Here is a 19,549-nt window from a genome sequence, read left to right as displayed (position 1 = left end):
CCCGCCCAGGAAGCCGTCATCCGCCTCGAACACGGCCGGCCCATCCGCTTCGGCGCCGACAACTCACGCGGCGTGATCCGCGACCAGGCCACCGGAGACCTCACCACCGTCACCGTCACCGACGACAACGAAGCCGACATCCTCGTCCACGACGCCCACGCCCCCCACCCCACCACCGCCTTCGCCCTCTCCCGCCTCGCCGACCCCGACACCCTCCACCACACCCCCATCGGCGTCCTGCGCTCCGTCCAACGCCCCGTCTACGACACCCAGATGGCCGACCAGCTCGACCACGCCGTCGAAACCACCGGCAAGGGCGACCTCGCCCAACTCCTCACCGGCAACGACACCTGGACCGTCACCGACTGACCCGGACGACACCCCCACACGAAACCCGGGCGGACGGTCCCGGAAAAACCTTTTCCCATATCAATGGTCCTGCCAACCATCCACCGGAAAAGGGCGCCCGGCACCCCGTGCCGGAACCGCCGGCCCGGGGACCGGAAATCCTCCGCGACCCCCGGCCGCGCCCGCCGCAATTTCCCGCGGGCGGCCCGCCCGCGCATTCCGGAAATCCCCTTCCAGGGAAAGCCGGGCCACCTTACCGACCGCCGCTGGAGAGCTGCTCGAAATGCACTAAGGGCGGCAATTGTCTTGACAAATTCGACGGCCGGCGCCGACACTTCACCGAGCGGCAGAATGGGCGCGACCTCCGTTCCGGAGTGAAAACCATTCGTTCAGCCGACGGCGCTGCTGGCGTACTGCCGATCATCCGCCCTGATTTCACACAGACGCTCAGACACGAGACGCCCGGAGACACAGGAGGACGAATGACCAGGACAGGTGCGGAAGGCCTTTACTCCGCCATCGAGGAAGCAGCCGGACTGCTGGACATCACTCCCTCGCGTGAGAAGGTCTGGCCGATCCTGACCACCTACGAGGACAGCCTCGAGCAGCTCGTCGTCGCCTTCCGGGTGACCACCCGCGGCAAGGAGGACCTCGACTGCCGCTTCACCGCGCTCCCCGGGGACGTCAACCCCTATGCCTACGCGGTCTCCAAGGGGCTGACCCCGCAGACCGACCACCCCGTGTCCACCCTGCTGGAGGACGTCCAGGAGCGGCTGCCGGTCCTGGCCCACGGCGTCGACTTCGGGGTCGTCGGGGGATTCAAGAAGACCTGGACGTTCATCCCCCCCGACAACCTGCAGAAGCTGTCGAAGCTGGCCGACATGCCCTCCATGCCGCGCTCCCTGGCCGAGAACCTCGGCTTCTACGCCCGCTACGGCCTGGACGACAAGAACAGCATGATCGGGATCGACTACCCGAGCCGGACGGTCAACGTCTACTTCCTCCAGTTCCCCGCCGAGTGCCGCGAGCCCGGGACCGTCCGGTCCATGCTGAGCGACCTGGGCCTTCCCGAGCCGAGCGAGCAGCTGCTCCAGCTCGCCGGGCAGGCGGTCGGCATCTACACCACCCTCAGCTGGGACTCCCCGAAGATCCACCGGATCACCTTCGCGACCATGGTCCCCGACGTGCCGGGCCTTCCCGACCGCATCGCCGTCGACCCCCGCGTCGAGACGTTCGCGCGGAACATCGCCCGCACCTACCCCGGCCCGGCCCAGGGCCTGTACAACGTCGCCTCCTACAGCGGCGGGGAGTACTTCAAGCTCCAGTCGTACTACCAGCTCAGCGAGAACTCCCTGGAGGGCAGGGTGCTGCTCGGCCCCAAGGGATCCGGCGCGGCGCACGCCTCCGCGGCCGGCGGCCGGTAGCGGCCCGGCACGCACGGCGCCTGGCGCGGGCGCGGCCCCGAAGGCCGCGCCCGCGCCGGGCGTTCGCGTGTGCGCCGCGGGCCCGCCGCCCGGGGACGTCCGGCGTTGGACACCGTCTCCACCGGGCCTTAAGGCGGACGTGGAATTCTTCGGGGGAAATCAGTCGGAAAACGGGACCCACGCGGGGAGTAAAAAGCCCATGCGCACCTATGGACAGGTCGCTCGCTTCCTCGAAAGTCTCGGCGCCTCCTTCGGGATCGCGGCACTCCGTATCTCCATAGGAATCATCTTCCTGTGGTTCGGGGTGCCCAAGCTCTTTCCCGGCACCAGTCCGGCGGAGGCGCTGGCCGCGGAAACGGTGGAAAGACTCACTTTCGGGATCGTCGAGGGAACGGTCGCTTCCGTCCTGACCGGCGCGCTGGAGGCCGCGATCGGGCTGCTCCTGGTCAGCGGCAGAGCGATTTCCCTGACGGTCATGATTCTGCTCGGTCACATGGCCGGGACGTTCACTCCGCTGTTCATCTTCCCGAAGGAAACGTGGGAAGCGTTCTGCGTCGGCACGCTCGAGGGACAGTACATCCTCAAGAACCTGGTCATCGTGGCCGCCGCCCTCGTGATCGCCGGCCACACGAGGAAACGCGGCCGGCCCGCCCCCGGGCCCGCCGCGACCGCGGCCGAGCCCGCCGCGACCGCGGCCGAGCCCGCCGCCACCGCGGCCGCGCCCGGCGCGGACCGGCTGGAGGGCCGGCGTCCGTAGCCAGCCGGCGCGGCAGCACCGGTGTCCGTGCACAACGCGGCAGCCGGCCCCGGAGGTCCCGGGGCCGGCTGCCGCTTTTTCCGTGTCAGTCGCCGGCGGTGGCGGCGTCCTCGACGAGGTCGTCCAGGTTGAGCTCGAACAGCCCGCCCGACCGTCCGCTGAGTCCGGAGACCAGACGGACGAAGTCGACCTCGGCGTCGTTCTTCTTCTCGGGGTCGACCATCTCCTGGGCCATGTTGAAGTAGAAGCCCTTGGTCTTCGACCGGTCGTAGAAGCCCTCCACGAACTTGCGGATGTCGTGGAAGAAGTCCTGGTAGGCGGTGGAGTACCGGTCGAGGGCCTTCTCCTCGATCTCGGGGTGCTTCAGGATCTGGTCGACGACCTTCGACAGGGTGCTGCCCGCCAGCGTCGCCAGCGCCACGCCGGTGGAGAACAGCGGGTCCACGAACGCGGCGGCGTCGCCGACCAGGACCCATCCGTTGCCGTGGAAGCGCTCGTTGGTGTAGGACCAGTCGCGCGCGGAGCGGTAGCCGGCCGCCTGGGTGGAGTCGCGCAGCAGGTCCTTGAGCTTGGTGGTCTGCTGGATCTGGGCGGCGAACAGGTCCTCGAGGGACTTCTCGGAGGCGCTCGCGGACTCCGACCGCGTCACGTAGCCGACGCTGAAGACGCCCTTGTCGATCGGGATGCCCCAGAACCAGCCGTCGTCGGTGCCCTCGATGAGGATGTTGCTCCACTCGTCGCCGGGCAGGCGGTGGCAGTTGTCGAAGTACGTCCACACCGCGACGTTGCGCAGCTGCTCGTTCCAGTTGACCTCGGTGTACTTGCGGCCCAGCACGCGGGCCTGCCCGGAGGCGTCGATGACCAGGGAGGCGCGGGCCTCGTGGGTTCCGTTCAGGCCGCGCAGGGCGTAACGGACGCCGACGACGCGGCCGTTCTCCTCGATGGCGTCCTTGACGGTGGCGTCCTCCACGATGAAGGCGCCCAGTTCACGGGCCCGGTCCATGAGCAGCGCGTCCAGGTCGGCGCGGCGCGTGTGGAAGGCGTAGGGGATGCGGCCGCCCGTGGTGAACGAGAAATTCCACGGCACCTCGTTGTTGCCCCAGACCAGCGTGCCACCGTACTTCCGCTCGAATCCCTTGGCCTCCATGCGCTCCTTCAGGCCGAGTTCCTCCATGGGCACCATCACGCCCGGGATGAGCGATTCGCCGACGTGGTAGCGCGGGAATCGCTCACGGTCGAGCACGAGAACCCGGTGTCCCCGCTTGGCGAGCAGCGCCGCGGTGGTCGAACCGGCGGGCCCACCACCGATGACGATGACATCGAAATCGCCAGAAAACCCGAAGAGAGTGGACGACATACGAGACCTTCCCCAGTTTTTGATCCGGCCGCGCCCGCGGCTCGCGCGAAGAAACTCGCGGCGTTCCCGCAGAGCGCATTCACCGACCAGAATGCGGGGGCGAAAGGGGCGGTGTCATCGCCCAGATTGCTCGGTCGGCCGGCCACCGGGCGGGCTCCACCGCGTCTTGAGCGGAAAAAGAGCGGCCGGCGCACCCGCCCGGTCGGCCCGGCGCCCCGCAGGGGCCCGGGCACCGGGGGAGAGGAACGCCCGTCCTGGCGGCGAGGTGCGCAAAGGCCCGTGCCGGGCCGGATTCCCGCAGGCCCCCCTAGGGGGAACGCGGCTGCGTCCCGGCCCGCGGCCGGTTTCCCGGGGCAGGAACACGGACCGGAACCGCTGCGGTCCACCCCCGGGCGCCCGTGTTCATCATGGCGCCGCCCACGATTAGCAATGGCGGGCGCAAGAAGGGCCGACATGCATAGCACACCTATTTTCCGGCGCCCCGGCGAAGGGTTGATACCGACTACTCGGCATGTCAACGGGATATCTATCCTTAGTCCATTTCGAGCGACTCTTGAGTGGCGGCTGCTAGGGTGACGGATCAGGATTTCAGGAAGATATTCCGCATCGGCTGTCCCGGATGTATGGTGCCCGGGAGAACGCGGTGCCGGACTCCGGCGCCGACTGTGAAGCGAAACAATAAATCCGGCCCGGCGGGGAGACGCCGGCGCACGCCGGCAAGCGGTCACTCCAGCGCGAAGTCCTGGACCTCGCGGCGTACCACCAGGTTTCCGCTGTGCATATGAAGGAACTCAAAGCGCAGGAAGGCCTCACCTCGTGACGACATCGGGTCGCGCCCAGCAGATACCCTTCGATTTCGACAACGGCAATTTCATCCGGGATCTGATCACCGTGCACGGCGGCGGGGGATATCCGCCGGCGGACGCGATGGCCCCGGCGGACGTGGCGACGTACACGTGGCTGACGCATCTGCTGCAGACCTCCTGGTTCGACGCGCTGGCCCCCTACCACCCCACCGCCGTCGGCGTGTACTCCCGCATCCCGCGCCGCCCGGCGCAGGAGTCGGCGACCAACCGGAACAAGAACATCGCCGGCCTGCACGCCATGTTCCAGGTGGTCAAGGCGGTGTTCGAGGAGCGGGAGCCGGTGGTGCGGCAGGCGATGGGCGCGCTCGGCCTCGACCCGGACGACACCTCCGAGGACCTGACGACCCCGGTCGGCATCGGCAACCGGGCCGGCCGCTCGATCGTGGAGGCCCGCGCGCACGACGGCATGAACGTGCTGGGCGACAAGGGCCGCACCTACCACGGCCGCCCCTACGAGGACTACACCGGCTACCGGCCCGTGAACACCGCCGACGAGCTGACGGACCCCTCGCGCTGGCAGCCGGCGACCGAGCCGCACCGCCGCCGCGTCGACGGCGGCCCCGGCGACAAGGGCGTCTTCACCGTCCAGCGCTTCGCCACCCCCCAGCTCGCCCTGGTCACGCCCCAGACCTACAAGGACCCCGCCGAGTTCGAGCTGCCCGCGCCCGCGCACCTGGACCCCGCCGACGCCAAGGCGTACGAGAAGGCGGTGGAGGAGGTCCTCAAGGCCTCCGCGCACCTGACCGACGAGCAGAAGGTCAAGGCGGAGTTCTTCGAGCACACCCCGCTGTCGGTCACCCTCTCGCCGCGCGCCGCCGCCCTGGCGCACGACCTGGACCTGGACGGCTGGGCCCAGCTGTTCCTGGCCGCCTCCACGGCCCGGTTCGACAGCCTGATCGCCGCCTGGCACCACAAGCGCCACCACGACGCCGTACGGCCCTTCAGCGCGGTGCGCCACGTCCACGGCAGCGCCCCGGTGACGGCCTGGGGCGGTCCCGGCAGGGGCACCGTCGAGGACATGCCCGCCGACGAGTGGACCGGCTACCTGCCCGTGGGCAACCACCCCGAATTCCCCTCCGCGTTCACCACCCTGTGCGCCGCCCAGGCGCAGGCGGCCCGCGGCTTCCTCGGCGACGACGTCCTGAACTGGACCCACACCTTCCCGGCCGGCTCCGCCCAGCGCGAGCCCGGCGCCGTCCCGGCCACCGACCTCGAACTGACCTGGGACACCTGGAGCGACTTCGCCAAGGACTGCGCGGACAGCCGGGTGTGGGCCGGCGCCCACTTCCGCGAGACCGTCGAGGCCTCCCTGGAGTTCGGCGCCCGCTTCGGTGACCTCGCCCACGAGTTCGTCCGCCGTCACGTCAGCGGCGACGCCGGCAGCTGACCGCCCGGCGCCCGCTGCCACCGCGGCCCCCCTCCGGCCCCGGCGCACCAGGCGGCGGGCCCCTACGGCGCCGCACACCACACCACCGCACACCACGCCGCGCCACGGCGCCGCACGGGCACCGTGCCGCCGCGTTTTTCAGCACCCACTCGAAAAGAACAGGAACTCACTCATGACGATGTCCGGACGTTCCCCTGTCTCCGGCTTCGGCCTGGGCCGCCGGTCGCTGCTGTTCGGTGGGCTCGGCGGTGCCGCGGCCCTGACGGTGGGCGGCCTGGGCTCCGGCCCGGCCGCCGCGGCCGGGAGCGCCGAGCCGGCCCCGCTCGACTTCGACCTGGACACCGACAACTTCATCGAGTGGGCGCAGCCCAGCGACGACATGGCCGGCAAGTCGCCCAACGGGGACCTGTTCGGCCCGATGGACGTGACCGTCTTCCTGTGGATCAACCGCCTCACCGCGCTCGCGGTGTTCGACGCGCTGGCGCCGTACCACGAGAGCGCGGTCGGCATCTACTCGCAGATCCCGCGCCGCCCCTCCGGCGAGTCGACCACCAACCGGAACCTGAACATCGCCGCCGTCCACGCCACGTACCAGATCTGGAAGCGCGTCCTGCCGTCGAAGATGGCGAACACGCGGGCCATGATGGTCCAGATGGGCCTGGACCCCGACGACACCTCGGAGAACCTGACCAGCCCGGTCGGCATCGCCAACGTGGCGGCCAAGGCCGTGTGGGAGGGCCTGAAGAACGACGGCATGAACTTCCTCGGCCACGAGGGCGGCCGCAAGTACAACCCCCGCCCCTGGTCGGACTACACCGGCTACCGGCCCGTCAACACCGCCTACGAGGTGAGCGACCCCTCGCGCTGGCAGCCGCAGCTGGGCCCGCACAACGGGCGCCGGCTCGGCGGCGGCAACGGCGACATGGGCATCTACGTCGCCCAGCACATGGTCACCCCGCACCTGCGCAAGGTGAAGGCGCACATCTTCCGGGACCCGGCCGCCTTCCGCCTGGCCCCGCCCACCCACGTCGACCACACCCGCCCGCGCGAGTACAAGCGCTCCGTCGACGAGATCCTCGCCGCCTCCGCACAGCTGACCGACCGGCAGAAGATCCTCGCCGAGATCATGGACAACAAGGTCTGGGGCATCGGCCACTCGGCGATCGTGATGGCCCGCAGCCACACCCAAGAGCTCGGCATGCACGGCTGGATCCACTACATGCTCGAGCACATCCTGGCCACCTTCGAGCCGGCCATCGTCGCCTGGCGGCACAAGGTGATCTACGACGCCGCCCGGCCCTTCACCGCCGTCTCCCACGTCTACGGCAACCGCAAGGTCACCGCCTGGGGCGGCCCCGGCAAGGGCACGGTGAACGACATCCGCGCCTCCGAGTGGGCCAGCTACCTGGGCGTCAGCGACCACCCGGAATACCCCTCCGGCTCCACCACGCTGGCCGCCGCCTCCGCCCAGTCCGCGCGCCGCCACTTCGGCACCGACACCCTGGACTGGAAGTTCACCGTCGGCGCCGGCAAGTCGCTGGTGGAGCCCGGGGTCACCCCGCACGGCGACCTGCCGCTGCACATCCGCACCTGGAGCGAGTTCGCGCGGATCTGCGCCGACAGCCGGGTGTGGGGCGGCGTCCACTTCCAGAAGACCGTCGACCGGTCCCTGGAACTGGGCGAGCAGTTCGGCGACCTGGCCCACGAGTTCGTCCAGCGCCACGTCAGGGGCGGCGCCAAGGGCTGACCGCCCGGGCGGCATCCGCGTCGACGGACACGGACAGACCCGACCGCGTCCGCACCCGCCCCCGGCGGCCGCTCCCGCACCCCGCCCGCCCCCGGGCGGGAGGGGCACGGGCGCCGAACAGGCCGCCGCGCGCGCTTCGCCGTGCGCGGAGCGGGCGGATCCCGCCCCGAGGACGTCCGGCGCCACGCCGGGAAACCGGCCCATTGCTCCACGGTGGTCCCGCCGCGGCCCGCCCGCCGCCGCGGGACCACCGGCCCCCGAAAGCCGCGGCGCAGCCTTCGCACATCCCGAATTCCTCGACAGAAGGAAACACGACCATGAAGACGTCCCGCAGATCACTGCTGCTCGGCGGCGCCTCGGCCACGGCACTGTCCATGCTGGCCTTCTCCCGTACGGCCGGCGCCGCCACCGGCGAGGAACCGCTGCCGGTGGACTTCGACCTGGACAGGGACAACTACGTCAGGTGGGCACAGCCCGACGACGACGAGGCGGGCAGGAACGCGCCCAGCCTGGAGTTCATCGGGCCGATGGACGCGACCGTTTTCCTGTGGACCAACCGCGCCGCGATCCTTGCGGTGTTCGACGCGCTGGCGCCGTACCACCCCACCGCGGTCGGTATCTACTCGCGCATCCCGCGCCGCCCCTCCGGCGAGTCCGCCACCAACCGGAACATGAACATCGCCGCCATCCACGCCCAGCTCGGCATCTGGAAGCGCCTGCTGCCGCGCAACGTGGGCGCCCTGAAGCAGATGATGGTCCAGATGGGCCTGAACCCCGACGACACCTCGGAGAACCTGACCAGCCCGGTCGGCATCGGCAACGTGGCCGCCAAGAACGCCTGGGCGGCCCTGAGCCACGACGGCATGAACGTCCTGGGCGACGAGGGCGGCCGCAAGTACAACCGCCAGCCCTGGGAGGACTACACCGGCTACGAGCCCGTCAACACCCCCTACAAGCTGGTCAACCCCTCGCGCTGGCAGCCCAAGCTCGGCCCCCACAACGGCCGCCGCGTCGGCGGCGGCCCGGGCGACATGGGCATCTTCGTCTCCCAGCACTTCGTCACCCCGCAGATCGGGCGGACCAAGCCGCACATCTTCTCCGACCCCTCCCGCTACCTGCTCGCCCCGCCCTCGCACAGCGACCACACCAACGTCCGCGCCTACAAGCGCTCCGTGGACGAGATCATCGAGGCGTCGGCCACCCTCACCGACGAGCGCAAGGCGCTCGCCGAGATCATGGACAACAAGCTCTGGGGCATCGGCTTCGCGTCCATCGTCGTCGCCCGCAACCAGGACCCCGACGACGCCCTCGGCGTGCACGGCTGGGCCCACTGGATGGTCCAGCACATCCTGGCGACGTTCGACACGCTGATCGCCGCCTGGTACCAGAAGGTCAAGTACGACGCGGTGCGGCCGTTCAGCGCGGTCCGGCACGTGTACGGCCGCAGCAAGATCACCGCCTGGGGCGGGCCCGGCATGGGCACGGTCAACGACATCCGCGCCTCCGAGTGGGCCAGCTACCTGCCCGTCAGCGACCACCCGGAGTACCCGTCGGGCTCCACCTGTATCTGTGCGGCCGCCTCCCAGACGGCCCGGCGCTTCTTCGGCACCGACGAACTGGACTGGACGATCGACTTCCCGGCCGGCTCGATGCTGGTGGAGCCGGACATCGCCCCCGCCAGGGACCTCAAGATCCACCTCGCCACCTTCACCGACCTCGACAACGCGTGCGCCAGGAGCCGCGTGTGGGGCGGCGTCCACTTCGGCAAGACGGTCGAGAGGGCCCTGGACTTCGGCAGGAAGTTCGGCGACATGGCCCACGAGTTCGTCAAGCGGCAGGTCGAGGGAGACGTCAAGGACTGACGTCCCTCTTCCGCGCACCCCGAAGGGCTCCCGGTGCTCGATCCCGAGCGCCGGGAGCCCTTCGGGGTGCCCGGCCGGAACACCCCTCGCGCAGGTGACTTACGTCACGATCGGAGGCTCTAGGCGGCGATGTGCCGCCCGTGTCACTCTTTGGGCACGAACGTCCTGCCCGAAAGTCACTGACCGGGCAGTGAGTTGAGCGCCCCGCCCGCCGCCCGCCGGCGGTTCGGGAGCCCACCGCGCGCCCGAGCGGCGCCCGGCGCCGGGGCCGTCGCCGCCGGCTCACACCCCCCACACGCACCGCACCACCCCGCCCGCCCCGCCCCTTCGGGCGGCGCGGCACGCCGGCGCATCCGCCGGCCGCCGTCGGACTCCTCCGGCGCACCGACCCGACGCCGATCCCCGCAGGCCGAGCGCCGCGGTTCGCCGCGCACCACCGCGCACACCGGGCGGCGGGCGCCGTCCGCGGCCGGCCGGCCGCCCAGGCAGCGGGCATTCGGCCGACTCCAGAAGGGCCAATGCCATGACACCCCACACGCCGACACCGCGAGCCACGTTCACCCGACTGCGCGACTACATGGTGGGACCCTCGCGGTTCATGAGCCTGCTGTCCTGTTTCGAGCTCGGCGTCGTCGACCTGCTCCGGGACACCCCGGGCCTGACCGCGGCCGAACTCGGCGACGCCGTGGGCGCCAAGCCGGACGCCGTGGAACAACTGCTGCTGCTGCTGGTCAAGGAAGGCTTCGTCGCCCGCGACGAGGACAGCGGCGGCTACACCCTCGACGCGCTCGCGGACATCGGCGACAGCGACCTGCGCCAGGTCCGCGCCCGCATGGACATGATCAAGATGGTCGCGTTCCGGCAGCTGTTCCATCTCACCGAGAGCGTGCGCACCGGCACCGTCGTCGGCCTCCGAGAGCTCTACGGACACGAGGGAAACCTCTACGACGCACTGGCGGAACACCTCGAACTGCGCGAGCCCTGGGCGCGGCTGATGAACGGCGAGACCGCCCACATCGACCCCTGGTTCTTCGACAACATCGACGTGCCCCCCGGCTCGCGCGTCCTCGACCTGGCCGGGAACACCGGCCTGGGCGCCATCCACACCCACCGGCTCAAGGCGTCGCCCGGGCTGCGGGTGACGACCTTCGACCTGCCCGAGAAGGAGAAGGAGTGCCTGGACAACTTCCGGGCCCACGGCGTGGACGCACACTGCTCGTTCATCGGCGGCGACGTCTTCGACGGAGTGCCCACGGGGTTCGACGTCGTCCTGATCAAGCACTTCCTGCCCATGTTCGACAAGAGCGACGTCTTCCGGATCCTGCAGGGCGTCCACCGCTCGCTGGAGCCCGGCGGACAGGTCCACCTCCTGGTGCCGGTGTTCCCCGAGGACATCAAGGACCCCGACAACTACACCGTCGACTTCTTCCCCTCCTTCTTCATCGGCTGCGCCATGGGGCAGGGCGGGGCCCAGAAGACGTCGACGTGGCGCAACTGGCTGGAGGAGTGCGGGTTCACCGTCACCAAGACGGTCATCGAGGACCCCGCCGACATGCTGCCGCACGCCCTGCCCGTGGAGGCCGTCCTGTGCGGGACGAAGACCGCGTGAGCGGCTGACCCCCGTCCCCCCCCCGCGCCCCCTCGCACGGGCGGGCGTCCTGCCGCGCCGGCCGCGCACCGCCCGCCCGCCGGCGCCCTTCTCCCCGCGACACCGCACCGTCCCCCGCGCGGTGTGTCCCCGCCCGCCGCCCGGCGGGCCAGGACACACCGCGCACCCCCCGTGCACCTCAGATGAAAGGGGCTGCCGCTCATGACCACGGATGCCTCGGCCGGACCGGGCCCGCAGGAGTTCATCGACCACCGGCCGATGGGCCGTCGGCAGCGGCTCATCGTGGCGGTGGGCCTGCTGACCATGGTGGCCGAAGGACTGGACACCTCCGTCGCCGCCTTCGTCTATCCCAGAATCCGCAAGGAATGGGACATCGACCTGAGCCTGGTGACCGCGACCGTCACGCTGAGCGTCCTGGCGATGATCGCCGGCGGCGCGGCCGCCGGCCCGCTCGCCGACCGCTACGGGCGCAAGGTCGTCACCCTCGCGGGCACCGCCGCCTTCGGCCTGGGCACGCTCGCCATGGGATTCACCGACTCCATCGGCCCGTTCGCCGTCCTGCGGACCGTGTCCTGCCTGGGACTGGGCGCGGTGCTGCCGACCGTGATGGTCCTCGTCGCGGACTGGATGCCCGCCCGGCGCAGGGTCCAGATGGTCGCGCTGGCCTTCGCCGGGATGACCGCCGGGACCACCCTCGGCGGCATCCTCGCCTCGGTCCTCATCCCCGCCTCCGGCTGGCAGACGCTGCTGGTGGTGTGCGGGATCGTGCCGCTGCTGCTGATCCCGGCGATCGTCCGCGTCATCCCGGAGTCCGTCAGCGTGCTCGCCGCCCGCGGGCGGCCGCCGGCGCAGCTGCGCGGCGCCGTGCAGGCCGTTCTCCCGGACGCGGACCTGTCCGGCGTGAACTGGGAGCACGCCGCGGTGCGCCGGCGCCAGCGGCCCTCCCCGCGCGTGGTGCTGTCCCGGGACTTCGCCCGCACCACCCTGCTGCTGTGGCTGTGCTTCTTCCTGGGGCAGGGCGTCGCCTTCGTGATCATCACCTATCTGCCGCTGCTGGCCGAGCGCGAGGGCCTGTCGGACCCGAAGGCCGCGGTGTCCGTGGCGGCGTTCGGGTGGGGCGGCCTGATCGGGCAGCTCTCGGTGTCCTTCGTCCTCAAGCGGTTCGACCGGTTCCGGGTGCTGACCGCCCTGTGGGCGCTGACCGCGGCGGGACTCGCGGCCGCAGCCGGGACGGCCGGCCGGTTCGCCGCGCTGCTGGCCGCCGCCTTCCTGCTCGGCCTGTGCCTGCCGGCGGCCACCTCGGTGCTGCAGGCGGCGGCCGCGGTCGCCTACCCGCCCTCCGCCCGCGCCACCGGCGTCAGCTGGGCCAACAGTGTCGGCAAGACGGGCCCGCTGGTCTTCGGTGTGCTCGGCGGCGTCATGGTCGACGCGGGCTGGTCGCTGGCCACGGTCCTGCTGGTGCTGGCCGCCCCGGTCGGCGCGGGCCTGCTGGCCACGCTGGCGCTGCCCGCCCGCGGCCCCGAGCCGCAACCGGAAGCGGCCCCCGCCGAATCCCTATTCACTGTCAAGTGACAGCTGCTACCTTTTTCGTATGGCTGTTAAAAATCGCTGGTTAGCGTTGATCGGTCTGACGATCAGCGTCCTCGTCATCGGATTCGACACGACGATCCTCAACGTCGCCCTGCCCACCCTGGCCGCCGAGACCGGCGCGTCCACCGGTGAGCTGCAGTGGATCGTCGACTCCTACGCCGTCATCTTCGCCGCCGCGATGCTGCCCGCAGGCTTCCTCGGCGACCGCTTCGGCCGGCGCAAGCTGCTGCTCGCCGGGCTCGTGATCTTCCTCGGCGGCTCCATCATCGGGATCTTCGCCGACGACCCGGGCGCGCTGATCGGGGCCCGCGCCGTCATGGGCCTGGGCGCCGCGCTGATCATGCCGCTCACGCTGTCCACCATCCCGACCCTGTTCAAGGGCGAGGAGCAGACCAAGGCCATCGCGATCATCACCGTGGGCGTCTCGATCGGCCTGCCGCTGGGGCCCCTGATCAGCGGCTGGCTGCTCGACCACTTCTGGTGGGGGTCGGTCTTCGTCATCAACATCCCGCTGGTCGCCATCGGCATCGTCGCCTGCGCCCTGCTGATCCCCGAGACCAAGGACCCCTCCGCCCCACCGGTCGACGTCCTCAGCACCGTGCTGGGCATCCTCGGCCTCGCCGCCCTCGTCTACGGCGTCATCGAGGGGCCCGCCGAGGGCTGGAGCGACCCCGTCATCCTCGCCGCGCTGATCGGCGGCCTGGTGATGCTCACCGGCCTGGTGCTGCGCGAGAAGCGCCGGCCCCGCCCGATGGTGGACCTGGAACTGCTGCGCAACCCGGTCTTCGGCTGGAACACGGTCTTCCTCATCCTCGGCATGTTCGTGTTCATGGGCCTGATGTTCGTGCTGCCGCAGTACCTCCAGGTCATCCAGGGCCACGACGCCTTCGGCACCGGCCTGCGGATGATGCCGCTGGTGGCCGGCATGATCGTCGTCGCCAAGATCGTGCCGCCGCTGACCCTGAAGGTCGGCACCCGGCCGCTGGTGATCGCGGGCCTGCTCATCATGTCCCTGGCGATGTTCCTGGGCAGCACCACCAGCACCGACTCCGGCTACGGCTTCACCGTGGTGTGGATGGTCCTCACCGGCCTGGGCGTGAGCCTCGTCATGGTGCCTGCCCTGGACACCGCCCTCGGCGTGCTGCCCAAGGGCAAGGAGGGCACCGGCAGCGGCCTGAACACCACCCTGCGCCAGGTCGGCGGCGCCATCGGCATCGCCCTGCTGGGCAGCGTGCTCAACGGCGTCTTCGCCGACCGGGTCGACACCGGCGGGATCCCGTCCGAGGCGGCCGAGGCCGCCGAGGAGTCCGTGGTGGCCGCGCAGATGGTCGCCGCCAGGCTCGACCTGCCCGAGCTGGCCCGCTCCGCCGAGTCCGCCTTCGTCGAGGGCATGGGCGCGGTGCTGCTGGTCTGCGCGATCGCCGGCGTCGTCGCGGCCGCGCTCGCCGCCTTCAAGCTGCCCGACAGCCGGCACGCCGCGCCCGGCGCGCAGGACGCGGAGCAGCCCGAGACCGAGGCGTCGTCCGGCATCGCGGACGGTGCGCGACAATGAGCCCCATGCCCTCTGCAACGACCAGCGCAGCGGCGTCGGCAGCCGGCGTCGCCGGAGCCGACCTCGGCCTGCGCGAACGCAAGAAACTGCGGACCCGTCAGACCATCCGCGAAGCGGCCCGGCGGCTGATCGACGAGCGAGGGTACGACAACACCACCATCGAGCAGATCGCCGCGGCGGCCGAGGTCTCGCCCAGCACGGTCTTCCGCTACTTCCCCAGCAAGGAGCACATCGTCCTGACGGACGACTACGCCCGGTTCACCATGGCCTTCCTGCGCGAGCGGCCCGCGGACGAACCGCCGCTGGCCGCCCTGCGGGCGGTGGTGACCGAGACGGTGCGCCGCCTCGCCGGGGAGTTCAGCGAGGAGTACCGGTGGCGGCGCCGGCTCGTGCGCCAGGTGCCCGCGATCCGGGCCCTGGTGGGCGAGGAGCAGGACCGGTGGGTCGAGTCCGTGGGCGAGGTCCTGGCCGAACGGGCGGGCCTGGCCGCGGACAACCTCGAACTGCGCGTCCTGGTCGGCGCCGTCACGGGCGCCTTCCACCAGGTGCTGTGGGGAGAATACGAAGAGGAGGCCGACCTGGTGGAGATGATCGGGCGGGCTCTGGCGGTGCTGGAGCATCCCGACGCCGTCGGCCGCCCGGCGGCCGGCGGACCGGGCGGCGCCTGACGCCTCCCGTTTCCGCCCGGCGGAAACCCGGCAGAAGAAGGGGCCCTTTCTCGCTCGGCGCCGAGCGAGAAAGGGCCCCTTCTTCTGTTTCAGGCAGAACCGGCCCGGGCCGCGGGTTGGGGGGACGCGGCCCGGCCCGTCATTTCTGCTCTTCGATGGCCTTCAGATGCAGAACGGAAGTCTGGTAGTAGGCGGCCAGGTCGAGGAATTCCTTCTCCTTCGACCACTTCGCGGCCGTGGCGTTGAGGAGGTCGCCGGCGTACTTGTGCGGCGTGACCCGCATGAACTGCTCGACGGCAGGCTCCAGCCGGGCGGGCAGCAGCGACAGGTCGATGGCGCGGCGCGGCTGCGGCGCGAAGGAGATCCGGAGAATCTCCTTCGCGTCCCAGCCGAGCGTCGCATAGACCCGGTACGCCTTTCCCGCGTACGCCAGCATCTTTTCGCTCGGCTCGCTCATCCCGGTTTCGCGGAGCATCTCCCGGACGGTGTCCGGGGTGAGGTTCCCGGCGAGCGGTTCGGCGAGCTGGAAGTACAGGTTGACGGTTTTGTTCCGGCAGTCGGCGCCCACCAGCGCCACGTCTTCCAGGCCGTAGCGGGCGAAGAACTCGGCGTTGCCGCCCACCGCGTCCGGCATGGAGGGCAGCGCCGCGAGCGCCGACACCTTCTGCAGGGCGTGCGGGAAGTTCACGTAGATCTTCTTGAAACCGCCGACGATCCCGCAGTCGATGTAGTGCTCGCCGGTCGGCGCCAGCGCCCCGATCTCCGCGAGCAGGGACCGCACGGGGCGGTCCGTCTCCGTGAAGAACCCGTGCGCCAGCGCGTGCGTGTAGGGGTCGGCGATCCCGGCGCCGATCTGCACGGAGTACTCGAACTCCGTGACCCGGCCGCCCGCCTGCAGGCTCAGGACGACTCCGCCGTCGTCCGAGAATCCGTCCGCGAACGCGGACAGGACCGGCCAGACCCTTTCGTGCGAAAAGGGGGCGCCGACCAGCATGGCCGAGTCTTTGATCGCCGAATATATTTCTTCCGCCACAATGCCCCTGGACATCGCCATCTCCAAGCAGTCGGCGCCGCTGATTCCTCTGCGTATTTTTCTTCGAAACTTTATCAGCGGCGGCTAGAGGATCACTCGAAATGAGCTATTCATAAAATCCGCGCACGGTCATCCGCCGGGTGTTTCCGAAAGAATCCGGAATTCGTGGCCGGGCAGGGGTGAATTGCGTGCCGGCCGGTCCCCGGAGAGGGGTCCGGCCGGCACGCCGCCCGGCTTATCGGGTTATCGGGTTTCTTGTGCGGTCACCGGGCGGCGACGGCCTCGGGGTCCTCCTGCGCCGTGTCCGGTGCGGGCTTGGCGGGAGTGTCCTTCGGGCCGCGCAGGACGATGTAGACGAGCAGCACGGCCATGACGGCGGCGCCCGCCCACATGGACTGCTGCCATCCGTCGATGTAGGACTGCTTCGCGGCGTCGGCCAGGGCCCGTGCGCCCGCGCCGTCCGCGACCTGCAGGGCGGTGGCGATGCCCTCCCGCGCGGGCTCCGCGGCCTCCGCGGGGACGCCGACGAGGTCGTCGTCGATGGCGCTGCGGTAGCCGGCCGTCAGGATCGCGCCGAGCATGGCGACGCCGAGCGCGGTGCCGAATTCGCGGGTGACGTCGTTGAGGGCGGAGGCGACGCCCTGCTTCTCGCGCGGCAGGGAGCGGGTGATGGCCTCGGTGGAGGGCACCATGGACAGGGCCATGCCCAGCCCCATGACGATGATGCCGGGCAGGATCGACAGGTAGCCGCCGTCGACGGAGACGAGCAGGGCCATGAGCGCCAGGCCGGCGCCGGTCAGCGCGATGCCCGCGCTCATGGTCGCGCGGGGGCCGATCCGCGCGGCCAGCCTCGGGGTCAGGCCGGAGGCCGTCATCATCGCGACGGCCATGGGCATCAGCGCCGCCGCGGACAGCAGGGCCGACCAGTCGACCACGGCCTGGAGGAAGGGGAAGAGGACCACGAAGATCCCGCCCTGGACACCGAAGACCACGAGCAGCGTGACCGAGCCGCCGGCCAGGCCGCGCTCACGGAACAGGCGCACGTCCAGCAGCGCGGCGTCCCGGCGGCGCAGCTCCCAGACCACGAAACAGGCCGTGGCGGCGAGGCCGACGGCGAGGCCCGCCACGGTCACCGAGGCGCTCCAGCCGCGGTCCGGTCCCTCCTGCAGGGCGTAGACGAGGGCGGCCACGGCGACGACGGACAGCAGCGCGCCGACGGTGTCGAAGGCGTGCCGGGAGCGCTCGTGGGAGTTGGGGACCGACTTCAGCGTCATCACCAGCGCCGTGACGATCAGCGCCACGGGCAGGGCGAACAGCCAGCGCCAGTCGGCGACGTCGACGAGCAGGGCGGACAGGAACATGCCCACGATGCCGCCGCCGCCGGCGACGCCGGTCCACACGCCGATCGCCTTCCCGCGCTGCTCCTCGGGGAAGGTGGAGGTGATGACGGCCAGGGTGATGGGCATGATGATCGCCGCGCCGACGCCGCCGGCCACCCGCGCGGCGATCATCACCTCGGCGTTCGGGGCCAGGCCCGCCACCACGCTCGCGGTGCCGAACAGGAGCAGACCGGCGATCAGCATGGGCTTGCGGCCCAGGCGGTCGCCGACCGCGCCGAGCGGCAGCAGCAGCGCGGCCAGGGTGAGGGTGTAGATGTTGATGATCCACAGGACCGTGTTCTGCGACGTGTCGAAGTCGACGGCCATGTGCGTCTGGGCGACGTTCAGCCCGGACATCGACGCCATGACGGCCATCAGCGCGATCGAGGTGGTGATCAGGATCGCGCGCAGCTGGCGCGCGTCCAGCGCGCCCCCGCCCCCGTCGGCGGGTGCCACCTGTTCAGGGTTCGTACTCATGGAGACCTCTCGGAGGAAGAGCAGGGCGCGCCCGGACGTCAGGCGGTGGAGCCGGGGGCCGCGCCGGCGGTGAGGCGCAGACGGCCGGGGGTGTCGTCCCTCCGGCCGGCCGGCGTCGGCCGACAGCTTCTGGAAGCCATAAGTAAATGATAGCAGCTCTCATTTTAGAGCCGTTGGGGTATGGGAGCGTCTCGCTCTTGTCCGGCTGGAGACGGCCGCCCGGACACGCGAAAACGCCCCCGCACCGGCCTGGAGGACCGGTGCGGGGGCGGCGGACCCCGCCGGGCGGACGGGGCCCGGCGGGGGAGCGGCTCAGTTCTCGCGCGCCTCCTTCAGGGTGTCCCGCAGCGCCCAGAAGGCGGGCTTGCGGGTGTAGTCGCCGGTCATCACGTTCGCGAAGCCCTCGCCCTGGAAGAACACCGGCACCCACGAGTACTTGTCGGTGAAGCCCCAGATGGTGAAGGAGTTGCAGCCGTCCACGGCCAGGCACGCCTCGAGCGCCCGCTGGTAGTAGTCGGCCTGCTTCTGCTCCATCGCCTCCGTGGGCACGCCGCTCTCCGGCAGGTCCATGCGCACGTCCAGCTCCGTCACGGCCGTCTCCAGGCCCAGTGCGTCGAACCGCCGCAGGTTGCTCTCCAGGTCGCCCGGGAAGCCGTAACGGGTGCTCAGGTGGGCCTGCACGGAGAAACCGTGCACCGGCACGCCCTGCGCCAGCAGCTGCTTGGTCAGGGCGTAGTAGGCGTTGCTCTTGGCGTTGACGCTCTCGACGTTGTAGTCGTTGAAGAACAGCAGCGCCTCGGGGTCGGCCTCGTGGGCCCAGTGGAAGGCGTCGGCGACGATGCCCGGGCCCAGCTCGCGGATCCAGATGTTGTCCGTCGTGCGCAGCCGGCCCTGGTCGTCGAAGATCTCGTTGGCGACGTCCCACTGCTGGATCCGGCCGGCGTAGCGGCCGACGACGGTGGTGATGTGGTCGCGCAGGATCGCCCGCAGCTCCTCCTTGGAGAAGCCGCCCTGCTCCAGCCACGCCGGGTTCTGGCTGTGCCACAGCAGCGTGTGGCCGCGCACCACCTGGCCGTGCTTCTCGGCGAACTCGACGATCGCGTCGGCCTGCCCGAACTCGTAACGGTCCTTCTCGGGGTGGACGAAGTCCCACTTCATCTGGTTCTCGGGGGAGACCGAGCTGAACTGGCGGGCCAGGACCTTGCGGTACTCCTTGTCCGAGGTGAACGGGTCCGGGTAGTCCTGCTCCAGGTGGTGGCCGCCGCCCGCCACGGCGGTGCCCACGACGAAGCCCTCGGGAGCGGCCTCGCGCAGCCGGTCGAACCGGGCCTCGGAGTGCGGCGCGGCCTGGCGGCCGTCCGCCGGGTCGGCCGTGGCCACACCCGTCACGAGCGGCAGGGACAGGGCGGCGGCGCTCACGGCCACGGTGGCGAAGCGAATGGGTCTCATGCGGGGAGTCTCATTCCGTCGTTCTTCGAATGTTTCGAAATGGA

General features: G+C 70.7%; 13 protein-coding genes and 1 pseudogene. 10 read left to right on the top strand and 4 right to left on the bottom strand.

What is annotated here, in order from left to right; genetic code table 11:
* From ACZ6KF_RS28515 to ACZ6KF_RS28505, 3 genes and pseudogenes are all read left to right on the top strand, one after another.
* Positions 1 to 369: pseudogene (locus ACZ6KF_RS28515) on the top strand (2-oxoacid:ferredoxin oxidoreductase subunit beta); the annotation flags it as partial.
* 461 nt (positions 370 to 830) lie between these two features.
* On the top strand, positions 831 to 1,772 hold the full coding sequence (locus tag ACZ6KF_RS28510) for an aromatic prenyltransferase (protein ID WP_356637252.1): 942 nt from the start codon (positions 831 to 833) through the stop codon (positions 1,770 to 1,772).
* A gap of 139 nt (positions 1,773 to 1,911) precedes the next feature.
* The gene (locus tag ACZ6KF_RS28505; protein ID WP_469240965.1) at positions 1,912 to 2,529 is read left to right on the top strand and encodes a DoxX family membrane protein; all 618 of its coding nucleotides are present in this window, start codon (positions 1,912 to 1,914) and stop codon (positions 2,527 to 2,529) included.
* Positions 2,530 to 2,614: 85 nt separating this feature from the next.
* Here ACZ6KF_RS28505 and ACZ6KF_RS28500 read toward each other — a convergent pair whose 3' ends face one another.
* A complete protein-coding gene (locus tag ACZ6KF_RS28500; protein ID WP_356637256.1) occupies positions 2,615 to 3,886 on the bottom strand; it encodes an NAD(P)/FAD-dependent oxidoreductase in 1,272 nt (423 codons plus the stop codon).
* An 816-nt stretch (positions 3,887 to 4,702) separates the two neighbouring features.
* Between ACZ6KF_RS28500 and ACZ6KF_RS28495 the strand changes: the two genes are divergently transcribed.
* The 7 genes from ACZ6KF_RS28495 (at position 4,703) to ACZ6KF_RS28465 (ending at position 15,167) form a co-directional block, all read left to right on the top strand.
* Positions 4,703 to 6,139, top strand: coding sequence for a vanadium-dependent haloperoxidase (locus ACZ6KF_RS28495; protein ID WP_356637258.1), 1,437 nt, complete (start codon positions 4,703 to 4,705; stop codon positions 6,137 to 6,139).
* A gap of 172 nt (positions 6,140 to 6,311) precedes the next feature.
* Positions 6,312 to 7,886, top strand: coding sequence for a DUF6851 domain-containing protein (locus ACZ6KF_RS28490; RefSeq protein ID WP_356637260.1), 1,575 nt, complete (start codon positions 6,312 to 6,314; stop codon positions 7,884 to 7,886).
* 317 nt (positions 7,887 to 8,203) lie between these two features.
* Entirely contained in the window at positions 8,204 to 9,748 is a 1,545-nt protein-coding gene (locus ACZ6KF_RS28485; protein ID WP_356637262.1) for a DUF6851 domain-containing protein, read from the top strand.
* Between the two features lie 523 nt (positions 9,749 to 10,271).
* Positions 10,272 to 11,357 carry a methyltransferase gene (locus ACZ6KF_RS28480; protein ID WP_356637264.1) on the top strand — a complete coding sequence of 362 codons (1,086 nt, stop codon included), beginning with the start codon at positions 10,272 to 10,274 and terminating at the stop codon, positions 11,355 to 11,357.
* 201 nt (positions 11,358 to 11,558) lie between these two features.
* Complete coding sequence (locus ACZ6KF_RS28475; protein ID WP_356637266.1) at positions 11,559 to 12,929, top strand: MFS transporter; 1,371 nt, start codon at positions 11,559 to 11,561, stop codon at positions 12,927 to 12,929.
* Positions 12,930 to 12,948: 19 nt separating this feature from the next.
* Positions 12,949 to 14,499 (top strand): MFS transporter, encoded by a 1,551-nt coding sequence (locus tag ACZ6KF_RS28470; protein WP_356637268.1) that lies wholly within the window; start codon positions 12,949 to 12,951, stop codon positions 14,497 to 14,499.
* A complete protein-coding gene (locus tag ACZ6KF_RS28465) occupies positions 14,496 to 15,167 on the top strand; it encodes a TetR/AcrR family transcriptional regulator (RefSeq protein WP_356637270.1) in 672 nt (223 codons plus the stop codon). Before ACZ6KF_RS28470 ends, ACZ6KF_RS28465 begins: the two co-directional genes overlap by 4 nt.
* 139 nt (positions 15,168 to 15,306) lie before the next feature.
* Here ACZ6KF_RS28465 and ACZ6KF_RS28460 read toward each other — a convergent pair whose 3' ends face one another.
* The 3 genes from ACZ6KF_RS28460 to ACZ6KF_RS28450 form a co-directional block, all read right to left on the bottom strand.
* Positions 15,307 to 16,215, bottom strand: a complete 909-nt coding sequence (locus ACZ6KF_RS28460) for an aromatic prenyltransferase (RefSeq protein ID WP_356632054.1) — start codon at positions 16,213 to 16,215, stop codon at positions 15,307 to 15,309.
* A gap of 248 nt (positions 16,216 to 16,463) precedes the next feature.
* A complete protein-coding gene (locus tag ACZ6KF_RS28455) occupies positions 16,464 to 18,056 on the bottom strand; it encodes an MFS transporter (protein ID WP_356632052.1) in 1,593 nt (530 codons plus the stop codon).
* Positions 18,057 to 18,368: 312 nt separating this feature from the next.
* On the bottom strand, positions 18,369 to 19,505 hold the full coding sequence (locus tag ACZ6KF_RS28450; RefSeq protein ID WP_469240963.1) for an endo-1,4-beta-xylanase: 1,137 nt from the start codon (positions 19,503 to 19,505) through the stop codon (positions 18,369 to 18,371).
* Between the last annotated feature and the right edge of the window lie 44 nt (positions 19,506 to 19,549).

The organism is Streptomyces sp. NPDC046379 (genome assembly GCF_055587785.1).
This window is presented reverse-complemented; position numbering and strand designations above follow the sequence as displayed.

What these genes read in the sequence shown, in the direction of transcription:
- ACZ6KF_RS28510 (WP_356637252.1), top strand. Translation starts at nt 831, where the DNA reads ATGACCAGGACAGGTGCGGAAGGCCTTTACTCCGCCATCGAGGAAGCA.
- ACZ6KF_RS28500 (WP_356637256.1), bottom strand. Translation starts at nt 3,886, where the DNA reads ATGTCGTCCACTCTCTTCGGGTTTTCTGGCGATTTCGATGTCATCGTC.
- ACZ6KF_RS28490 (WP_356637260.1), top strand. Translation starts at nt 6,312, where the DNA reads ATGACGATGTCCGGACGTTCCCCTGTCTCCGGCTTCGGCCTGGGCCGC.
- ACZ6KF_RS28485 (WP_356637262.1), top strand. Translation starts at nt 8,204, where the DNA reads ATGAAGACGTCCCGCAGATCACTGCTGCTCGGCGGCGCCTCGGCCACG.
- ACZ6KF_RS28480 (WP_356637264.1), top strand. Translation starts at nt 10,272, where the DNA reads ATGACACCCCACACGCCGACACCGCGAGCCACGTTCACCCGACTGCGC.
- ACZ6KF_RS28475 (WP_356637266.1), top strand. Translation starts at nt 11,559, where the DNA reads ATGACCACGGATGCCTCGGCCGGACCGGGCCCGCAGGAGTTCATCGAC.
- ACZ6KF_RS28470 (WP_356637268.1), top strand. Translation starts at nt 12,949, where the DNA reads ATGGCTGTTAAAAATCGCTGGTTAGCGTTGATCGGTCTGACGATCAGC.
- ACZ6KF_RS28465 (WP_356637270.1), top strand. Translation starts at nt 14,496, where the DNA reads ATGAGCCCCATGCCCTCTGCAACGACCAGCGCAGCGGCGTCGGCAGCC.
- ACZ6KF_RS28460 (WP_356632054.1), bottom strand. Translation starts at nt 16,215, where the DNA reads ATGTCCAGGGGCATTGTGGCGGAAGAAATATATTCGGCGATCAAAGAC.
- ACZ6KF_RS28455 (WP_356632052.1), bottom strand. Translation starts at nt 18,056, where the DNA reads ATGAGTACGAACCCTGAACAGGTGGCACCCGCCGACGGGGGCGGGGGC.
- ACZ6KF_RS28450 (WP_469240963.1), bottom strand. Translation starts at nt 19,505, where the DNA reads ATGAGACCCATTCGCTTCGCCACCGTGGCCGTGAGCGCCGCCGCCCTG.